We start from the raw sequence: 15748 nt of genomic DNA, 5'->3' as shown, positions 1-15748 counted from the left end.
TGCCCACTCATTATCTTGAGTTGAGCAGCGAGGAGTAACGTTGTATGACATCGGCAGACCTTCTTCTTCTGATACGTCGTCTTTTTCATATGCAGCGCACCAAACGCAGCTTCGAGAGTCCACGCTACTTGCTGAAATGGTTGCTCATCAGCACATTAATAGGACTGGTCGCAGGGATTGGAGCAGTTGTGTTCTACGCTGCAATCCATTTCGCTACAGAGATCTTTTTGGGGCGTCTGGTTGGTTATTTTCCGCCCGATCCAGCTGGCGAAGGGGAGCACGGAATCATGGCGTTCTGGTCGGCGGTACGCCCCTGGCTGTTGCCCATAGTAACCACCCTTGGCGGGCTGCTCTCAGGCATGATCGTGTTCAGCCTGGCCCCAGAAGCAGAGGGGCACGGCACCGATGCTGCCATTGCCGCCTTCCATCAAGGGAAAGCTGTGCGAGCACGTATTCCGCTCATCAAGCTGGTCGCTTCTGCTATCACCATCGGCAGCGGCGGCTCGGCGGGACGCGAAGGACCGGCTGCTCAAATCAGTGCTGGATTTGGTTCGCTGCTGGCAACATGGCTGAAACTGGATGTGCAGGATCGCCGCATCGCACTGGCTACAGGCATGGGAGCAGGCATTGGTGCCATCTTTCGCGCGCCATTGGGGGGCGCAATCCTGGCTGCCGAAATCCTCTATCGGGACGACCTGGAGATCGAGGCTATTGTACCGGCGCTGATTGCCTCGATCATTGGCTATAGCGTCTTTGGAGCGTGGTCGGGTTGGAGTCCTATCTTTGCAACGCCGTCCAATCTCGCCTTCACCTCGCCACCGCAACTACTCTATTACGTGCTGCTCGGTCTCCTATGCGGTCTGATTGGACGCCTCTACTCGACCGGCTTTTATGGGATCACTCATATCTTCCATCGCCTCCCTCTTCCTAAGTGGCTGAAACCGGGCATCGGTGGATTGCTCGTCGGACTGATTGGGCTAGTGTTGCCCCAGGCAATCGGCATGGGCTATGGATGGGTGCAGGTCAGCATGGGACCAGGACTGTTATCTTTGCCGATCTGGGTAATCCTGCTGCTGCCGTTCGCAAAAATCCTCACAACGGGACTAACAGTTGGATCAGGCGGATCAGGCGGCATTTTCGGGCCTGGCATGGTGATTGGTGGCATGGTTGGCGCAGTCGTCTGGCGGCTCTGTTATCATGTCTTGCCTGGAATTCCTGACACGCCGGGTCCATTCGTTATCGTCGGCATGATGGCGCTCTTTGGAGGTATAGCACATGCACCACTGGCGGTGATGTTGATGGTGGCAGAAATGACCGGGAGCCTTTCAATGCTGGCTCCGGCTATGATTGCTGTCGGCATTGCCACTATTATTGTCGGCCAGGCAACGATCTATCAAAGTCAGCTCCCAACGCGTGCCGACTCACCGGCACATCGTTTGCAGCTCTCATTTCCCCTGCTTTCAACCCTGGCAATTCAACAGGCAATGACGCCGCTCACCTTTCATCTTTCGCCACTGCAAACTATTGCGGAGGCTGAGCAGATGCTCGCAGAACGCAATGAAAGCGGGGCAGTGGTTGTCGATGCGCATAATAACCTGCTTGGCGTCATCACCCAGGCCGATATCCAGCGTATCTCACTGGTCGAACGATCACAACGATTCGTGCAGGCAGTCATGACACGTGATGTGCTAACCGCATATCCCGATGCAACACTGGATGAGGCACTGGAACTATTAACAAGTCATCGCGTGAGTTGGATGCCGATCATAGACGTTGCGGCAGCGTCTGGTGGACAAAAAGTTATTGGTGTCCTCAATGCGGTTGATATCGTGCATGCCTATCGTGCGACGCTGGCCAAAGATGATCGCCGTATGCGTGGTCTGGTTGTGGGAACGGTGATGATCGAAACGAAGGTGGAGGCTGGTATGCCGCTGGTTGAGCGGCCATTGCGAGAGGCTCACTTACCAGCAGAATGTCTGGTAATCTCTATTCGCCGACAAGAGGAACTGCTCTTCCCACGCGGTAGCACCGTTATTCTTCCAGGCGATATGGTCACGTTTCTCGTCAGCCCTCAGGGAGAAACAGCTTTGCAGAAGTATCTGGCAACTCGCAATGTAGCCAGCGCTGTATAAACATTATCCATCCTTTCAAACTCTATCAGAATGGGGTTGACACGCTTACAATAGCGCTGTCAACCCCATTCAGTGCTTATTCCCCACATCTCCAATTAATTAATGCCCGTTTTTACAATACATTGAGTACTTGCGAAGTACTGGGGGTTGGCGTTCCAGGCAGTGGTGTCGCCGTCGGTGTGCCAATCGTCCCACTTGTCTTTGTTGGTGTTGGTGTAACCGTCCCTGCTGGTGTCGTCGTTGGCGATGCAGTAGGCTCTGGCGTCACAGTTGGCGAAGGTGTGGCTGTCTCCGTCGATGATGGTGTCTCGTCAGGCGATGGTGTGGCCTCTGGCGACGCTGTTGCTGTAGGTGTGGCAGCATGAGTAGGTGTTGCTGTGGGCGAGGGCGTCGCTGTCGGTGAAGGTATGGCTGTTGCTGTCGCGGTGGGCGTAGGAGTCACAACAGGCAAAGGCGTTGGTGAAGGTGTCATAGCTGGGGCTGGCGTTGGTGTTGGCGAGGGATTCGCCGTAGGAGTTGCCGTTGGCAAAGATGTTGGTGTTGCCGTTGGAACAGTTGTTGGCGTTACAGCAGTTGTTGGCAACGGCGTTGGTGTTGTCATATTGCCTTGTGTCATGAGTTGGTGATACAACGCCTGAAATACTGATCCTTGAGCCGTTATAGCGCTGTTACTGTCGACCAACGGAATCGCAGTGTTGGTCACGGAATATTGCATAGCGGCATAGATATTATTGGCTGCCAGCGTTTGCAGCGCCCTTGTGGTCCAGGTAGTCATAAAAGCCCGATCATTATTCTTGCCATCATTGGCGTTCGCGTTGGGAGCATAGTTCCATTCGGTAATCATGATCGGGAGCGTGGTTCTAATTGTCGCGTTCATCACTGCACGCGCATCGCTCACATGCTTCGTCCAGTTATCGATATGCGAAATACACACATCCTGGGTCCACGACACATCACAGGTGTATTCATGCCAGCTCACGGCAGCTGGACGCGGATTGGCTTCCTGCAAAAAAGCTCGCAAATAGTTAGCATCATACTGGAAGTTGACCGGGCCAATAAAGCGAGCATTGGGCGCGAGTCGCTGCAACTGTGGTATCACACTGTTCCACGAAACAACATACTGGCTGACCTTAACGCCTGCGAGGTCTTCCTCATTCCCATATTCATAATAGACAGTACTATTACCGAAAACGGTGTTGATATAGTTAATTGCACGCGTATCGTCCGCCAGTACGTTAGAATCGACCACGCCACGCAAAATAACCAGCGGAGTGGCTCCGATCTGCTTAATCGCCTGCACTGCCTGCACCTCTACAGCATCCGACAGACTGGACCGCAACGGCATACGAATAATCGGCATGCGCATCTGCGTGAGCAGCGTACGTGTAGGTGCAGAGGTGAGCACCTGATCGTGCGCATCAAACAGGCTCAGATTAGTTCCAAAGATCAACGGCGAGGTAGTAGCTGTCGTAGCGAGAGGTGTCGCTCCGGTCTGTGTACTACCAGTTGGTGTTGCCGTTGAAACCGGCGTTGTGGCTGGAGTCGTCTGAGTTGTGCTGGTTGGCGGTATCAGCGGAGTGATGCCGGGCGAAGGAGTGATCGATAACAACGGCTGACCAGTTGAAATGATCGGAATATTGCCCGTAGACGACGTTGTTGATGCGGTTCCCTGCGCAATCGTCACCGTTGACACAGAATTGGCAACTGATCCTGATGTGGTTGAGAAGGCTGGTTGCGAGGTATGGGGAGCTGCCAGAGCTGGTAACGGTGCAATATCGCCCGACAATGTCAAAAAACTTGTACCAATTAACAACGACGCAACGATGAGTTGGGGCATCGCCAGGCGACGAACGGCATGCCGGATACGAAATAACCATCTTATAAGCACACGATGTACAGAAAAAATCATAATACGCTTCCCTGAGTACAATGATGTATCAAAATACAGAGCGTTCTCTAGTTCCCTCTGAAGACACTATACCATCATTGCAATTATATTGCTAGCCATCACCTCTACACAGCAGGGCTTTCCAATTCTCCCATCTAGCGGGAGTGCAGAGGGCGGCAGCCCTTTGCCGGGGTGCAGGGTGTCCCCGCAAAAAACCTTTTTTCTTCTCTTTTGCGCGCCGCCTGCGGCGGCGCGCGAAGGAGGGAAGGAAACTGGGGACACCCCAGACCCCGGCAGGGAGACCCTGCACCCCTTTGAGCGGAGAACTGGAAAGCCCTGCTCTACACAGCAGCATGAGAATACTGATTTACCCAAATTCATGTATTTTTTACCTATTTCTTCATTTTTATGCATGTATAAAAATATCTATACCATTCCGATGACTCCTTCCCTCAATATGTGCTACTATCTGGATATGAGAGCTTCTAATATCTTCTGGGAGGCATATTTGAAAAAGACAGTCCTGATTACAGGAGCGGGTGGATTGATTGGCTCGCTCTTACGCGAGTCACTTGCTAATGAGTACCAGATACGCTCACTTGCGCACCATCCAATAGAAGGTGTAGAGACCGTTGTGGCCGATATCAGAGATATGGACGCGATGGTTGCAGCCTGTCGGGGAGTGGACAGCATTGTGCATATGGCGGCCAGCGCGTCGTTTCTCTCCCCCTGGGAAGATGTACTGCAAAACAACATTATCGGGACATATACTGTGTACGAGGCGGCACAGCGGGCCGGTGTCAAGCAGGTCATTTTCGCCAGTTCTAATCATGCGGTTGGAACCTACGACCTGGAAAACGCGCCAGATATTTACCTGACAGGCCAGCCCTACCTGGACCATAAGGTGCCGGTCAAACCAGACAGCTTCTACGGGGTCAGTAAATGTTTCGGCGAGGATCTGGGCAGATATTATGCCGACCACCATAACCTGCATGTGATTTGTTTGCGTATCGGCATGATTAATAAGGTTGACCATGTGCGCGAAGGATGGAGACATGAATCGTTCGAGCGCCTCTGCTCAATCTGGCTCAGTCATCGCGATATGGTACAGCTTATCGAGAAGTCATTGCAAGCCGATCATATCACGTACGATATTTTCTACGGCATCTCGAACAATCCCCACCATTTTTATGATCTGGAACATGCACGGGAAATCATAGGATACGAGCCACAGGATAGCATCGACGAGCGATTGGCTCAGCTCCGCGAGGGAACATGGACACCTCCAGAAAGCTAATCTGATCCGCCACTTCATCCCTCAATTTTCTCTGGCAACCAGCGTAGATTGCCAGAGGAGCCTCAAAGTTGCGTTAAAATTTCTGGTTCGCCATCAGTGATCGCGATAGTGTGTTCAAATTGAGCAGAACGCGACCCGTCAGCAGTACTCACGGTCCACTGGTCAGCATGAACACGAATATCAGGCTTACCAGCATTAAGCATTGGCTCAACAGTAAAAACCATGCCAGGACGTAGCTTCAGGCCAATTTTAGCGGGGCCAACGTGTGAGTAAGTTGGGTCTTCATGGATTGATCGACCAACACCATGCCCGCAAAGTTCACGGACGGTCGAAAAGCCATGCGATTCGGCGTACATCTGAATAGCAGCTCCAATATCACCCAAACGATTGCCGGAACGCGCCTGTTCAATGCCCAGCTCCATACATCGCTTTGCGGCATCTAGCAACGCACACGCCTCGCTATCAACTTCTCCAACCGCGAACGTCACACACGAATCGCCAACCCAGCCGTTATAGCGCACTCCAACGTCAATACCAATAATATCTCCCTCCTGAAGATACTGTTGAGCGCCAGGGAAGCCGTGACAAATAACATCGTTAATAGCAACGCAAATAGTCGCAGGGAATGCAGGTATAGCAGGATAACCTGATCTGGCCGGGCGAGCGCCATATCCTTTGTAAACCGGGGTTGCTCCTTTTGAGCGAATGAAGTCTTCCGCAATCTTATCTAGCTCTACCGTATTCATGCCTGGTACAACATAAGGACGCAATGCCTCATACGTTTCCGCTACAATACGACCAGCCTGACGAAGCCGCGAGATTTCCTGCAATGATTTCAACATAACAGCCATGTATTTTTTCCCTCGCAATACAGCATAAATAAATTACTCTTACCATCCCTGGGCAGGAACGGTTAAGAGTAATTCTAACATCATCGTAGTGACATGTCAATACAATGCATCTATTTATGCCAACAATGGAAGGCTATAAAGCGCTAATGTTTTGTTATATCGACACTCCAAATGAAACACTAATACCAGCCCCAGGGATTGTTGCGGTCAACCCCCGACGTGCTACCAGTATAGGTATAGGCGGCATCGGTCAGGTGGCCCTGTAAATACCAACCAGAGAGCGCCCCGATCTCGTCAGCATACTCCTTCATCCATTGTGGATCATTGGATTCTATCGATCCAGAATTGAAGCCGATCAATGCATGTCTGAGCAGCTCTTTGCCTGTATAGCCAGCTTTTTTCGCCTGGGTCGCGAAGTGCAGGAAGTGGCGAATCCCGCTATGTACGGCGACCCCAGGATCATAGAAATTCTGGTCCGTCAGATCGTATTGCGTCATCTCAGGGACATCTTTTTCTGGCGCGTAATTCTTGTCGTTCACATATGCAGGCTCGGCTGTTTGCAAAGGACCATAAGAGTGACTCGGACCATCGCCGGTCTCCAGCACTACTTGCAGAGTCGCCTCGCGAGTTGAGAAGCCCAGGAAGAAGGCATAGGCTTTCTCTATCGTCGTAAATCCCGTTCTGTCCTGAATCACGCTCCAATTTTTATCGACCTGGCTCTCGATTAAAAGCTTTACCTGCTGTCTCGATATACTCTTAGAGCCAGATTTTATGGCATCCACCGACGTACCAGCCGGGAAATAGCGATCGCCTCCAGAGGCCGTAGCCGCTTTGGGTGTTGGGGTGGGCACAGCCGGATTAAACGTCGCGATTGGCGTGGCAGTCGCTTTGGTCTGTTTGGCTGTTGGCGTGGGCATCACGTGCGGCATAATATTCAAGGCAAGCGACTGCGCAGGGGTCGCGGATGGGGATGGCGTCATTGTTGCGTTCACAGACGGTGATGAAGTCGGGAGTTTCGCAGGTAATGATGAGTTAGGAGCTGCCCAACTGATCTTATCCATGACAAATAGGAATACAAGCAGAGAGATTATAGCACCTGCGATACTGGCAATTTTTACTCTTCTCATCTGTAATTCTCTTGATAGAAATATTGAACCTCATCTCTTTGTATAGGGAAGGGGCCAGTGGTGTCAAGCAATGATGCGATTCTGCACAAAAATAGCGGATTTTTATAGGAAGAAAGTATTGTTTGTTAACCTTGCCAAAAAGAAAAGGCCCGTTGCCCTCGCCATCGAGGGCAACGGGGAATATACACGACCATCTCTATCTATTTACAAAGAGAATGCATCTCAACGTTCGGCCGAGTAGCATCTACTCTCTTGTCTAAAGGAAAAGGGTTGCATTATCTGCTCACTGCGAGTGCAGGAGCCAACTTCGTTTCGATGAGGCGCACCCCCTTCAACGAGGCTCCATCAAGATTCACGCCATCGAGATTGACTTTGACGAGAACGGCCCCATTCAGGTTGGCTCCACTCAGATCAGCCCCGCGCAGATCGGTGCCGTTGAGATAGGCTCCGGTCAGACTGGCCTCGCGCAGATTTGCCCTGCACAACGAAGCATCGCTCAAGTCAGTACCGCTCAGATCTGCTTTGCTCAAATCAGCATCGCTCAGATCTGCCCGGCTCAAATAGGACCAGACCAGAATGGCCTCGTTCAGAGTGGTGCCACTCAAGTTGGCCTCACACAAATTGGCCTCTTTCAGGTCTGCCTTCTGCAAGTTGATCGCGCTCAAATCCCATCCGCTCAGATCGGCCTGGGACAGATTTGCTCGCCCAAGATTGCAGCGGGTTTGTGGATGCGTGTGTCGCCATCTATTCCAGATCCCTGCTCCACGCTGAAGCAGCGAAAGATGATATTGATTTGCCATTACTGCATCTACTTTCTACTCTATTCTTCCAACACCGTTTTTCTATCAAAAACCCTACAGCTATTGCCCTTCATTGAAAAGCGCGCATCTTTGCGTCAGCGCCCGTACCATGTTGTACTTTTGTGGCACCACTATAAAGATAGCAGAGCTTTGTTAGAAAAGTGTTAGAAAAGTCTTAAATCCAGGTTATCTATTGGGATTGGTTCTATCTCATTTTGTTAACACAACCATCGTAACGGTTGAAAAAGCCCCTCTGTTTCAAAGGTCAACCAGAACTCCCATTACTTCACAGGCCAGATCACATCAGCTTTCCAGCGGCCTGAAGAGGCTTCATCCTGTGGGTCTGTCCAGTAGATCTCCCAGGGAGCACCAGCGAGCACATACCCCTGCTGCTCAACCCAGTCTTGCATCGCAACATACAGCTTGCCCAGTTCGCTATATGGGCCAATATGCCGGGCCAGCGCGACCAGTCCGCCGGGCAGTTCTCCAATATGAATCGTGTCGGTTTCATCTATCGGTTGGGCCAGCAGGACGCCAACTTCAACATCGAGCTGCTGCTCATCAATCTGGTAGTAGCGTACAAATGTCGGACCACTGGTGCCTACACCCTGTGTGCTCAGGTGTGAAAGCAGTTCAAGTCGGGTCTGTGCCAGCAGCGAGGGAAAGGTGTCGGGAGTGCAGAAGGCGCGAATATAGGCCATCGCGCGCGGCAAAATAGTGCGGGTGTCCAGTGTATAGAGCATAGAAGTGCCTTCCTTGCAGAAAAATATCTATCTGTGCTATTCTTCATTCTCCATTAGAAAATGGAAAAGGTGTTCCAGCCATTTCGCATTGATAAGGTGAGCCTCTATCTTAACGCATCAGGGCAAATTTCCGGCGCTTGTAGCTAAATAGGTTCATCCTTGCCCCTTCCCTCTTTCTCGTGTACAATCAATAGGCTATCTCATGCATCGCTCGCCCTACGTAACCCGGCACCCGACTATATCGTACATGTTATGAAGAATGGTTGCATGGTGTTTAGAGAACCAGTCGCATTTCAACCAGAAGAGGTAGGATAGATCGTTTGGCACGCTGCCTGAATCCTCGCGCCAACGGAGGACATGATAACCCTGATACCGCTGTTTGCTGCAAATATTGTGATTTTCTGGTACAGGGAGCACATATCGGCATTTATGAAGTCGTCTCCTTTATCGGTCTCGGTAGCTATGGCTATGTTTATCGTGTGCGCGAACCGATGCCATTGAGCCGCATCCTGGCTCTCAAAGTGCTGCGCCTGGACCAGTTTACGGAGAAAGCGAAGGCCAGTTTCTTCCAGGAAGCTCGCCGCATCGCCTCATTGCATCACCCTAATGTCTTGCCCATATATAACTTTGGCTATCTGGAAGAGAGCGAGCAACCATATTTCGTGATGGAATATGCGCCCCAGACCATTCTGGATCTCTACCGCAAATCCGATGGTTCACGCCGTCTGGCCTTTGCCGAAGAATTGGTGGCTTATGTCCAGCAAACCGCTGATGCACTGCAATACCTGCACAATAGCGGTATGGTGCATCAGGACGTGAAACCGGGCAATTTATTGATCGGGCGCAATGGCCAGGTGCTCCTCTCCGACTTTGGGACGGCATATTATCTGGGAATGCAGACACATGCCGCGCTCGGCGAGGTCACGGGAACAGCTGCATATATGCCGCCCGAACAATGGCAGGGCTACCCACGCCGAGATTCCGATCAATACGCGCTGGCAATTTGCTGCTACGAACTGTTGACCGGGCGCACGCCATTTGTCTATCAGCGGCTAGAGGAGATGTGGAACGCCCATTTTAAGGAGATGCCACCCACGCCGCAGCAATGGAACCCGCGTATCCCGGTGGAGGTCAGTGCGGTCCTTCTGCGCGCCATGTCGAAGGATTATCACCAGCGTTATCATAGCATCAACCAGTTTGCTGATAGCTATGCCAGCGCCGTGCAAATGGCGTTGCAGCGCTACGTGTGTCAACGCTGCGGTCAGCAGAATCGCACGGGCGCCCAGCGCTGCTCGGTCTGTGGCGCTGAAAATGATGATCGCTGTTGTCCCTATTGCGATGCGCCAGTTCGTTTCGGACAGCGCTGTTGCTCAATCTGTGGACGCCTCTCCATTCCTTCCGCAATGGTGGTACATAGCCCGCTCGTCGGCGTGAATATCCGCCAGGGACGCTATACCATCAAGCATGTGCTGAAGCAGTCCGAAGAGTCGCATGTTATGACTGCGATTGCCAGCGACGAACAACACAATGGACAAAAGGTTGTGCTGAAACGCTGGGAGTGCGCTGATATTCCGCTGGTACAGCGAGCAAAAGATGTGGCCTACTACGAGCGTGCAACGGAGCCACTGGCACGCATTCACCATCCCTTCGTGCCAAAGGTGCTGGACCGCTTTGCAGAGGGCAGTCATTACTATATGGTACAGACCTATGTTGATGGCGAGAGTATAGAGGAACGGCTGCTGAAATTCCTGCGACCGTTGCGAGAACACGATGTCATCTCGTATCTCAACACGCTGCTGAACGTCCTCATCGCCCTGGAGCAGCAGCGGCCACCGTTGCGGCATTACGACATCTCGCCCGCCAATATCATTATCGATCAGCGCAATCGCCCAATGCTGACCGGCTTTCAAATTGCGCCCCCACCCGGCACAGCGCGAGCAGCACGCGCAGCCGGAAAAATCCGTACAACACGCAAGCTGGTGGTCTCGCCCTATCTGCCGATTCAGGATAAGCCCTTTGACCAGCGCACCTGCATCTACGCCCTGGCTGCCACCATGCATCATGCTCTGACAGCCGCCGCGCCACCCCATTATCCAACCTATCCCCCGTGCGTTTGCTCAACCCAAATGTCTCAGCTGCCCTGGAAATGACCCTCAGTCGTGCTCTGGTAGAAGATAGCAGGGGCAGATATCAGAGCTATGAGGCGATGAAAAAGGATATTCAGCGTTTATTATAAGATAAAGCGCTCTTTTCTCAATTGACAGCTCCCTTCTCACGCTTTATATTATATAGTGTAAATACGGTTCAACAATAGATACCGTTTTGTGCGTTCTTCTCCATCGCTTTGCGCTGAGGAGGAACAATATCGATAATCTCCGCTATCGATAGAGAAACAACATACTGTGAATTGAATGTGCGCAAGGAAAGTGGAAAGAAAGGTTCATGAATACAGGTTCAACTGCGATGCCAGAAGATGTCCTTCTGATGGATAAAGTGGTGCTGGTAGTTGAGGATGACCTCGATTTGCGTCAAACCATTCAATGGATGCTGGAAGATGAAGGATTTACGGTAGAGACAGCAGGAGATGGGCAGGAGGCGCTCAATCAGGCATTACAGCAAAAACCCTCGCTTGTCTTGCTTGATATGGGGCTGCCCATCATTGATGGCAATGGAGTTGCAGCAGGCTTGCGATCCGCCTATGGCAATTCAATCATGATCCTCACCATGACCGCTGATGGTCGAGCAGCCGAGAAAGCGCGCAACATCGGAGCTATTGGCTATCTCAGCAAGCCATTTGACCTGGACGCCCTGATCGATGCAGTACGCAATGCTTTAACCGGGCAAAGCTAGCAACAAACATATCTCCCTCCCACTGATCCAACGGCAAACGCGGCAAGGAAACTTTTCACGCGTGGGGACCGTGACAGTAGATGAATGTTGAGGCGCTTGCCTTCAACAAAAGACTATCGGGATGCTCTTTAGGAGGAGGACATTCTATGCAGGCGCTCTTTGCCAATCCGTTTCACATCACGGATTTACAGATCTTTGACGACAATACCCTGTATATGTTGCTGGCTGATGGTAGCTTTGGCCTGACAACCGAGCAACTGGCTCATAGCCTGCACAATGCACCAGAGCTATTTATCAAACGCGTCCAGCATGCCCTTCCTCCACAACAACGTTCGCCCTTCAAGCAGGCTTACAATCACCCCCCAACAGCCGCAGCAATCACCGATGCTCAACAAGAAGTGCTGAATCGTTTCTTCTGGGAATTAACCTACTGGAAAACGCCCGAGTTATATGAAGAGCTGGTCGAGGGTGAACATCTGCATCCGGGCATCTTTCAAAATCTAGAGGGTGAGATACGCGGCAAGAGCGTACTGGACGTAGGAGCTGGCACCGGAAGGGCAACGCTCGAATGCTTACGCTATGGCGCTCGTTTCCTTTATGCCGTTGAGCCATCACCGGGATTGCGCCGCATCATACAACAAAAACTGGCCCGCTCTCTGGCAGAAGGACGGCTCGCGCTTGCTGCCGGACGTTTCGAGGCACTGCCACTGGCTGACAGGAGCGTTGATACCACACTCTCCTGTTCGGCATTTACAACTGATCCCGCTCAGGGAGGCGAGGCAGGGCTGGCTGAGATGAAACGGGTAACGCGACCGGGTGGCAAGATTATTTTGATCTGGCCGCGCAGCGAAGATCTCGCATGGCTCCATGAGCGCGGTTTTCAACATATCGTGCTGCCCATCCGAGAGGAGATGTCGATCCATTTCCGTTCTCTGAACAGCGCATTGCATTGCGCACGTCGTTTCTATGCCCACAATCAAGCCGTCGCTCGCTACATTCTTAGAAAACATCGTTCGGAAGTACCCTTCTCAGTTATTGGCAACAATCCACCACGCGATTATTGCTGGCTTGAGGTATAGCATACATAGAAAGGAAGAACCCTATGGCATCAGATGTGACGACGACTCAACCACAGAGCTGGGTCGATACTCCTCCTAATAATCCGCCGATACGCAAGGCAAGTGCAAACCTAATCACACATATGTCCTGGCTGGATAAGCTCTCGAACCCGTTGCAGCGCGGGATTTCACAGCTCTTTGGACAGCCTGGTCAGTTTCCCTATAAAATCAAAGATGCGCTGAATGGGGTCTGGCTGGGACACACGCTGCACCCGGTCCTCGTCTCGATACCGCTGGGAGCGTGGACGGCAACGATGCTACTAGACCTGGCCTGGCTCTCTGAAGAAGACGAGGGAACGGCCCGCAACGCCGATAGAACGATGTGGTTGGGGCTTGCCGGTGCGGGTGCCTCCGCCGTCACCGGGGCCACAAACTGGGTCGATACAGACGGGCCCGAGCAGAGAACGGGTATGCTCCACGCCTTGCTCAACGGTAGCGTTGCCATCATGAATCTCTCCTCCACGCTCATGCGTCTTGGAGGACTGCGCCGCCCGGCCATCGCGCTCTCCACTGGTGCCTATCTCGTGACGCTCTACTCCGCCTACCTCGGCGGTGAACTCTCTCTTTCGTCCGGCGTGGGAGTCAATCATGTGGCCTGGGAAGGTGGTTCAGATGATTTTGTGGCCGTCATGGATGAAAAAGATTTACAGCCGGGCAAGCTGACACGCGTTGATGTTGCTGGCATCCCCGCTGTTCTCATCAAAGATGGCGGCTCCATTTATGCTATCGCCGCCACCTGTTCACATCTGGGAGGGCCGCTGGACGAGGGCAAGTATGAGGATGGCGTTGTCTATTGCCCCTGGCACGGTTCGGGCTTTCATATGTGTGATGGTAGCGTTGCCAATAGTCCGGCCGTCTACGCGCAACCCACCTTTGCCATACGAACCCGCAACGGGAAAATCGAGCTGCGCCGCCTCGAACACGCGTAATTCTTCTCTTTCTCTCTTCTCTGTGGATAGACACGATATATCGTGTCTATCCACCTTTTACAATTTTCCACTTCCTGTAAGAAAAGATAAGAAATAGAAGAGCCTGAAAAGTATAAAAATAAGAAATTTATAAGATTCACCTCTATCAGTTTAGTTTCTGATTATAAGTGCTTACGGAAGGGTTTTCCCATAGAAAATTCCATTGAAATTCTTACTATAAAGAGATACCCTGATTATTAGAGAGAGGATTAAAAAAACACATACAATATTCGCCATTTTCAATGCTTCACCTTATTCACGTAAACGAGGAGGCTTCTCGTGCAAATTCAAGATTTTGAACAACAGAAAAAAGTTCCCTCTATTGACTCCACTGATGCACTACTTGCACAACAAACACTTGCTGGCGATCAGCGAGCATTTGAGATAATGGTTCAACGCTACAGCACTCCGCTGTTCAATTTTATTTGCCACTTCCTCGGCGACTACGACCAGGCTTGTGACGTTTTACAGCAAGTATTTCTCAGGTTCTATACCTCGCTCCCCAAACTGGGAACGAGCGATCCTTTCAAGCCCTGGTTGTTTCAGGTTGCCCGTAATTGTTGTGTCGATGAGCTACGCCGCCGCCGTCGCTATGCCATTCAATTTTCGCAACTGGAATCAGAAGAAAGCGAAGGCGAAAGCATCTCGTTTCTCAACGACATTCCAGACACTAGCCCGCTACCAGAGGATATGGCAGAGCGGCATGACCTACAACAGGTCTTGCAGAAGGCCATTCAGTCGCTCCCACCAAAGTTTCGTGCCGTTGTGTTGTTGCGCTATATCTCACAATTAAGCTTCTCTGAAATTGGCAAGACGCTCTGCATGCCGGAGGCGACGGCAAAAACCTACTTCCATCGGGCGAAAATGCTCTTGCGCAAGTCATTGACTCCACAATTACAGGCCGTTTATATATCGTAGAGCTATGAAGACGATAGAACGTTCAGTTGAGCTATACCTACGCCCGAGAGGATAAGCAGGCCACTGACGATAGTAACCGGGGTGATAAGCTCGTGCAGAAAGATACTGCCTCCCAGGACACTCGTAAAAGGGATCAGAAATAGAAAGAGTCCTGCCTGCGTACCTGGCATACGTGCGACACCATAATTCCACAAAATATTGGCGAATATGGTGCTGCCCACAGCCAGGAGCAGAAAAGCGACCCAACCCACAGGGGGAAGCTCGATTACACCTGCGAAGGGGGGCTGAACACTGCTCCACAGCAACAGAGGCAACACTCCAAATATCGTTGTCATGCTTGTACAGGTCAGCGCTCCATATCTGCGGCTCAGGGAGCGTACACCCAATGTATAACCCGCCCACATCATAGCCGCTAATAACGTCAAACCTGCACCAGCCCACGCCTCATCCTCGAATGTTGTAGAGAGCGTAGTACTCCATCGCAACAAAACCAGCACGCCCACAGCAGCAACGCACCAGCCGATCAATACCGTTGGACGCGGACGCTCGCGAAACACGACAATCGAGAAGAGAGCAATCCAGATCGGCTCCGTCGCAATGATCATCCCGGCAATGCCTGCTGGCAACCAGCGAATGCCGTATGTAACGGTGACATTGTAGCCAACAATGCTCGCAAGGCCGCATGCTCCGGCTCGTATTAGATCACGCAGCGGCCAGTGCTGATGTCTGACCCGCAACAATATGGGCACAAACAGGAGCGAGGCCAGCGAGAAACGATAGACCAGGAGGCGCAAAGGATCGAGATAAGCCAGAAGGTAGCGCGTAGCAACCGGCAACAATCCCCAGCAGATCACCACAAACAGGAGAGCGATGATCGCACGTATATCTATCTTCGTAGTGGCCCAAAATTTAATCATACCTATATGATACGGTCGGATCAAAAACTCGCTATCTAGCAATTTATCCATTCGCGCCGTAAAACCTCTGCATTCATGTATGGGGATATGAGGCGCGTTTCTTGTTCGGAGGGGAGAAGCGGATACAGTGATAGATTTC

General features: G+C 51.7%; 13 protein-coding genes. 7 read left to right on the top strand and 6 right to left on the bottom strand.

Features of this window, described 5'->3' with window-relative positions; translation table 11 throughout:
* The first annotated feature begins 44 nt into the window (after positions 1 to 44).
* Positions 45 to 2132, top strand: a complete 2088-nt coding sequence (locus K3T83_RS23935; RefSeq protein ID WP_220205443.1) for a chloride channel protein — start codon at positions 45 to 47, stop codon at positions 2130 to 2132.
* A 112-nt stretch (positions 2133 to 2244) separates the two neighbouring features.
* Here K3T83_RS23935 and K3T83_RS23930 read toward each other — a convergent pair whose 3' ends face one another.
* Positions 2245 to 4041 (bottom strand): hypothetical protein, encoded by a 1797-nt coding sequence (locus tag K3T83_RS23930; RefSeq protein WP_220205442.1) that lies wholly within the window; start codon positions 4039 to 4041, stop codon positions 2245 to 2247.
* Positions 4042 to 4528: 487 nt separating this feature from the next.
* On the opposite strand from K3T83_RS23930, the gene K3T83_RS23925 reads away from it, so the two are divergent.
* Positions 4529 to 5317, top strand: coding sequence for an NAD-dependent epimerase/dehydratase family protein (locus K3T83_RS23925; RefSeq protein WP_220205441.1), 789 nt, complete (start codon positions 4529 to 4531; stop codon positions 5315 to 5317).
* A gap of 62 nt (positions 5318 to 5379) precedes the next feature.
* Here the strand turns inward: K3T83_RS23925 and map are convergent, their stop codons facing one another.
* The 4 genes from map to K3T83_RS23905 form a co-directional block, all read right to left on the bottom strand.
* Entirely contained in the window at positions 5380 to 6168 is a 789-nt protein-coding gene (gene map / locus K3T83_RS23920; RefSeq protein ID WP_220205440.1) for a type I methionyl aminopeptidase, read from the bottom strand.
* Between the two features lie 179 nt (positions 6169 to 6347).
* The gene (locus tag K3T83_RS23915) at positions 6348 to 7295 is read right to left on the bottom strand and encodes a hypothetical protein (protein ID WP_220205439.1); all 948 of its coding nucleotides are present in this window, start codon (positions 7293 to 7295) and stop codon (positions 6348 to 6350) included.
* Positions 7296 to 7570: 275 nt separating this feature from the next.
* Positions 7571 to 8095 carry a pentapeptide repeat-containing protein gene (locus K3T83_RS23910; RefSeq protein ID WP_220205438.1) on the bottom strand — a complete coding sequence of 175 codons (525 nt, stop codon included), beginning with the start codon at positions 8093 to 8095 and terminating at the stop codon, positions 7571 to 7573.
* Positions 8096 to 8376: 281 nt separating this feature from the next.
* Positions 8377 to 8838, bottom strand: a complete 462-nt coding sequence (locus K3T83_RS23905; protein WP_220205437.1) for a GyrI-like domain-containing protein — start codon at positions 8836 to 8838, stop codon at positions 8377 to 8379.
* A 320-nt stretch (positions 8839 to 9158) separates the two neighbouring features.
* On the opposite strand from K3T83_RS23905, the gene K3T83_RS23900 reads away from it, so the two are divergent.
* The 5 genes from K3T83_RS23900 (at position 9159) to K3T83_RS23880 (ending at position 14692) form a co-directional block, all read left to right on the top strand.
* Complete coding sequence (locus tag K3T83_RS23900) at positions 9159 to 10988, top strand: protein kinase domain-containing protein (RefSeq protein ID WP_220205436.1); 1830 nt, start codon at positions 9159 to 9161, stop codon at positions 10986 to 10988.
* A 292-nt stretch (positions 10989 to 11280) separates the two neighbouring features.
* Positions 11281 to 11688: a response regulator transcription factor gene (locus K3T83_RS23895; protein WP_220205435.1), complete on the top strand. Its 408-nt coding sequence runs from the start codon at positions 11281 to 11283 to the stop codon at positions 11686 to 11688.
* A 146-nt stretch (positions 11689 to 11834) separates the two neighbouring features.
* Positions 11835 to 12767: a class I SAM-dependent methyltransferase gene (locus K3T83_RS23890; protein ID WP_220205434.1), complete on the top strand. Its 933-nt coding sequence runs from the start codon at positions 11835 to 11837 to the stop codon at positions 12765 to 12767.
* A 23-nt stretch (positions 12768 to 12790) separates the two neighbouring features.
* On the top strand, positions 12791 to 13735 hold the full coding sequence (locus tag K3T83_RS23885; RefSeq protein WP_220205433.1) for a Rieske (2Fe-2S) protein: 945 nt from the start codon (positions 12791 to 12793) through the stop codon (positions 13733 to 13735).
* Between the two features lie 318 nt (positions 13736 to 14053).
* The gene (locus K3T83_RS23880; RefSeq protein ID WP_220205432.1) at positions 14054 to 14692 is read left to right on the top strand and encodes an RNA polymerase sigma factor; all 639 of its coding nucleotides are present in this window, start codon (positions 14054 to 14056) and stop codon (positions 14690 to 14692) included.
* Positions 14693 to 14694: 2 nt separating this feature from the next.
* On the opposite strand, the gene K3T83_RS23875 is transcribed toward K3T83_RS23880, so the two are convergent.
* Entirely contained in the window at positions 14695 to 15660 is a 966-nt protein-coding gene (locus tag K3T83_RS23875) for a DMT family transporter (protein WP_220205431.1), read from the bottom strand.
* Positions 15661 to 15748 lie beyond the last annotated feature (88 nt).

The sequence above is a fragment of the Reticulibacter mediterranei genome (assembly GCF_016587455.1).
The sequence above is the reverse complement of the archived record's forward strand: the minus strand, read 5'-3'. Positions and strand labels throughout refer to the sequence as shown.

Coding starts and splice junctions, on each gene's coding strand:
- K3T83_RS23935 (WP_220205443.1), top strand. CDS start 45: ATGACATCGGCAGACCTTCTTCTTCTGATACGTCGTCTTTTTCATATG.
- K3T83_RS23930 (WP_220205442.1), bottom strand. CDS start 4,041: ATGATTTTTTCTGTACATCGTGTGCTTATAAGATGGTTATTTCGTATC.
- map (WP_220205440.1), bottom strand. CDS start 6,168: ATGGCTGTTATGTTGAAATCATTGCAGGAAATCTCGCGGCTTCGTCAG.
- K3T83_RS23915 (WP_220205439.1), bottom strand. CDS start 7,295: ATGAGAAGAGTAAAAATTGCCAGTATCGCAGGTGCTATAATCTCTCTG.
- K3T83_RS23910 (WP_220205438.1), bottom strand. CDS start 8,095: ATGGCAAATCAATATCATCTTTCGCTGCTTCAGCGTGGAGCAGGGATC.
- K3T83_RS23905 (WP_220205437.1), bottom strand. CDS start 8,838: ATGCTCTATACACTGGACACCCGCACTATTTTGCCGCGCGCGATGGCC.
- K3T83_RS23895 (WP_220205435.1), top strand. CDS start 11,281: ATGAATACAGGTTCAACTGCGATGCCAGAAGATGTCCTTCTGATGGAT.
- K3T83_RS23890 (WP_220205434.1), top strand. CDS start 11,835: ATGCAGGCGCTCTTTGCCAATCCGTTTCACATCACGGATTTACAGATC.
- K3T83_RS23885 (WP_220205433.1), top strand. CDS start 12,791: ATGGCATCAGATGTGACGACGACTCAACCACAGAGCTGGGTCGATACT.
- K3T83_RS23875 (WP_220205431.1), bottom strand. CDS start 15,660: ATGGATAAATTGCTAGATAGCGAGTTTTTGATCCGACCGTATCATATA.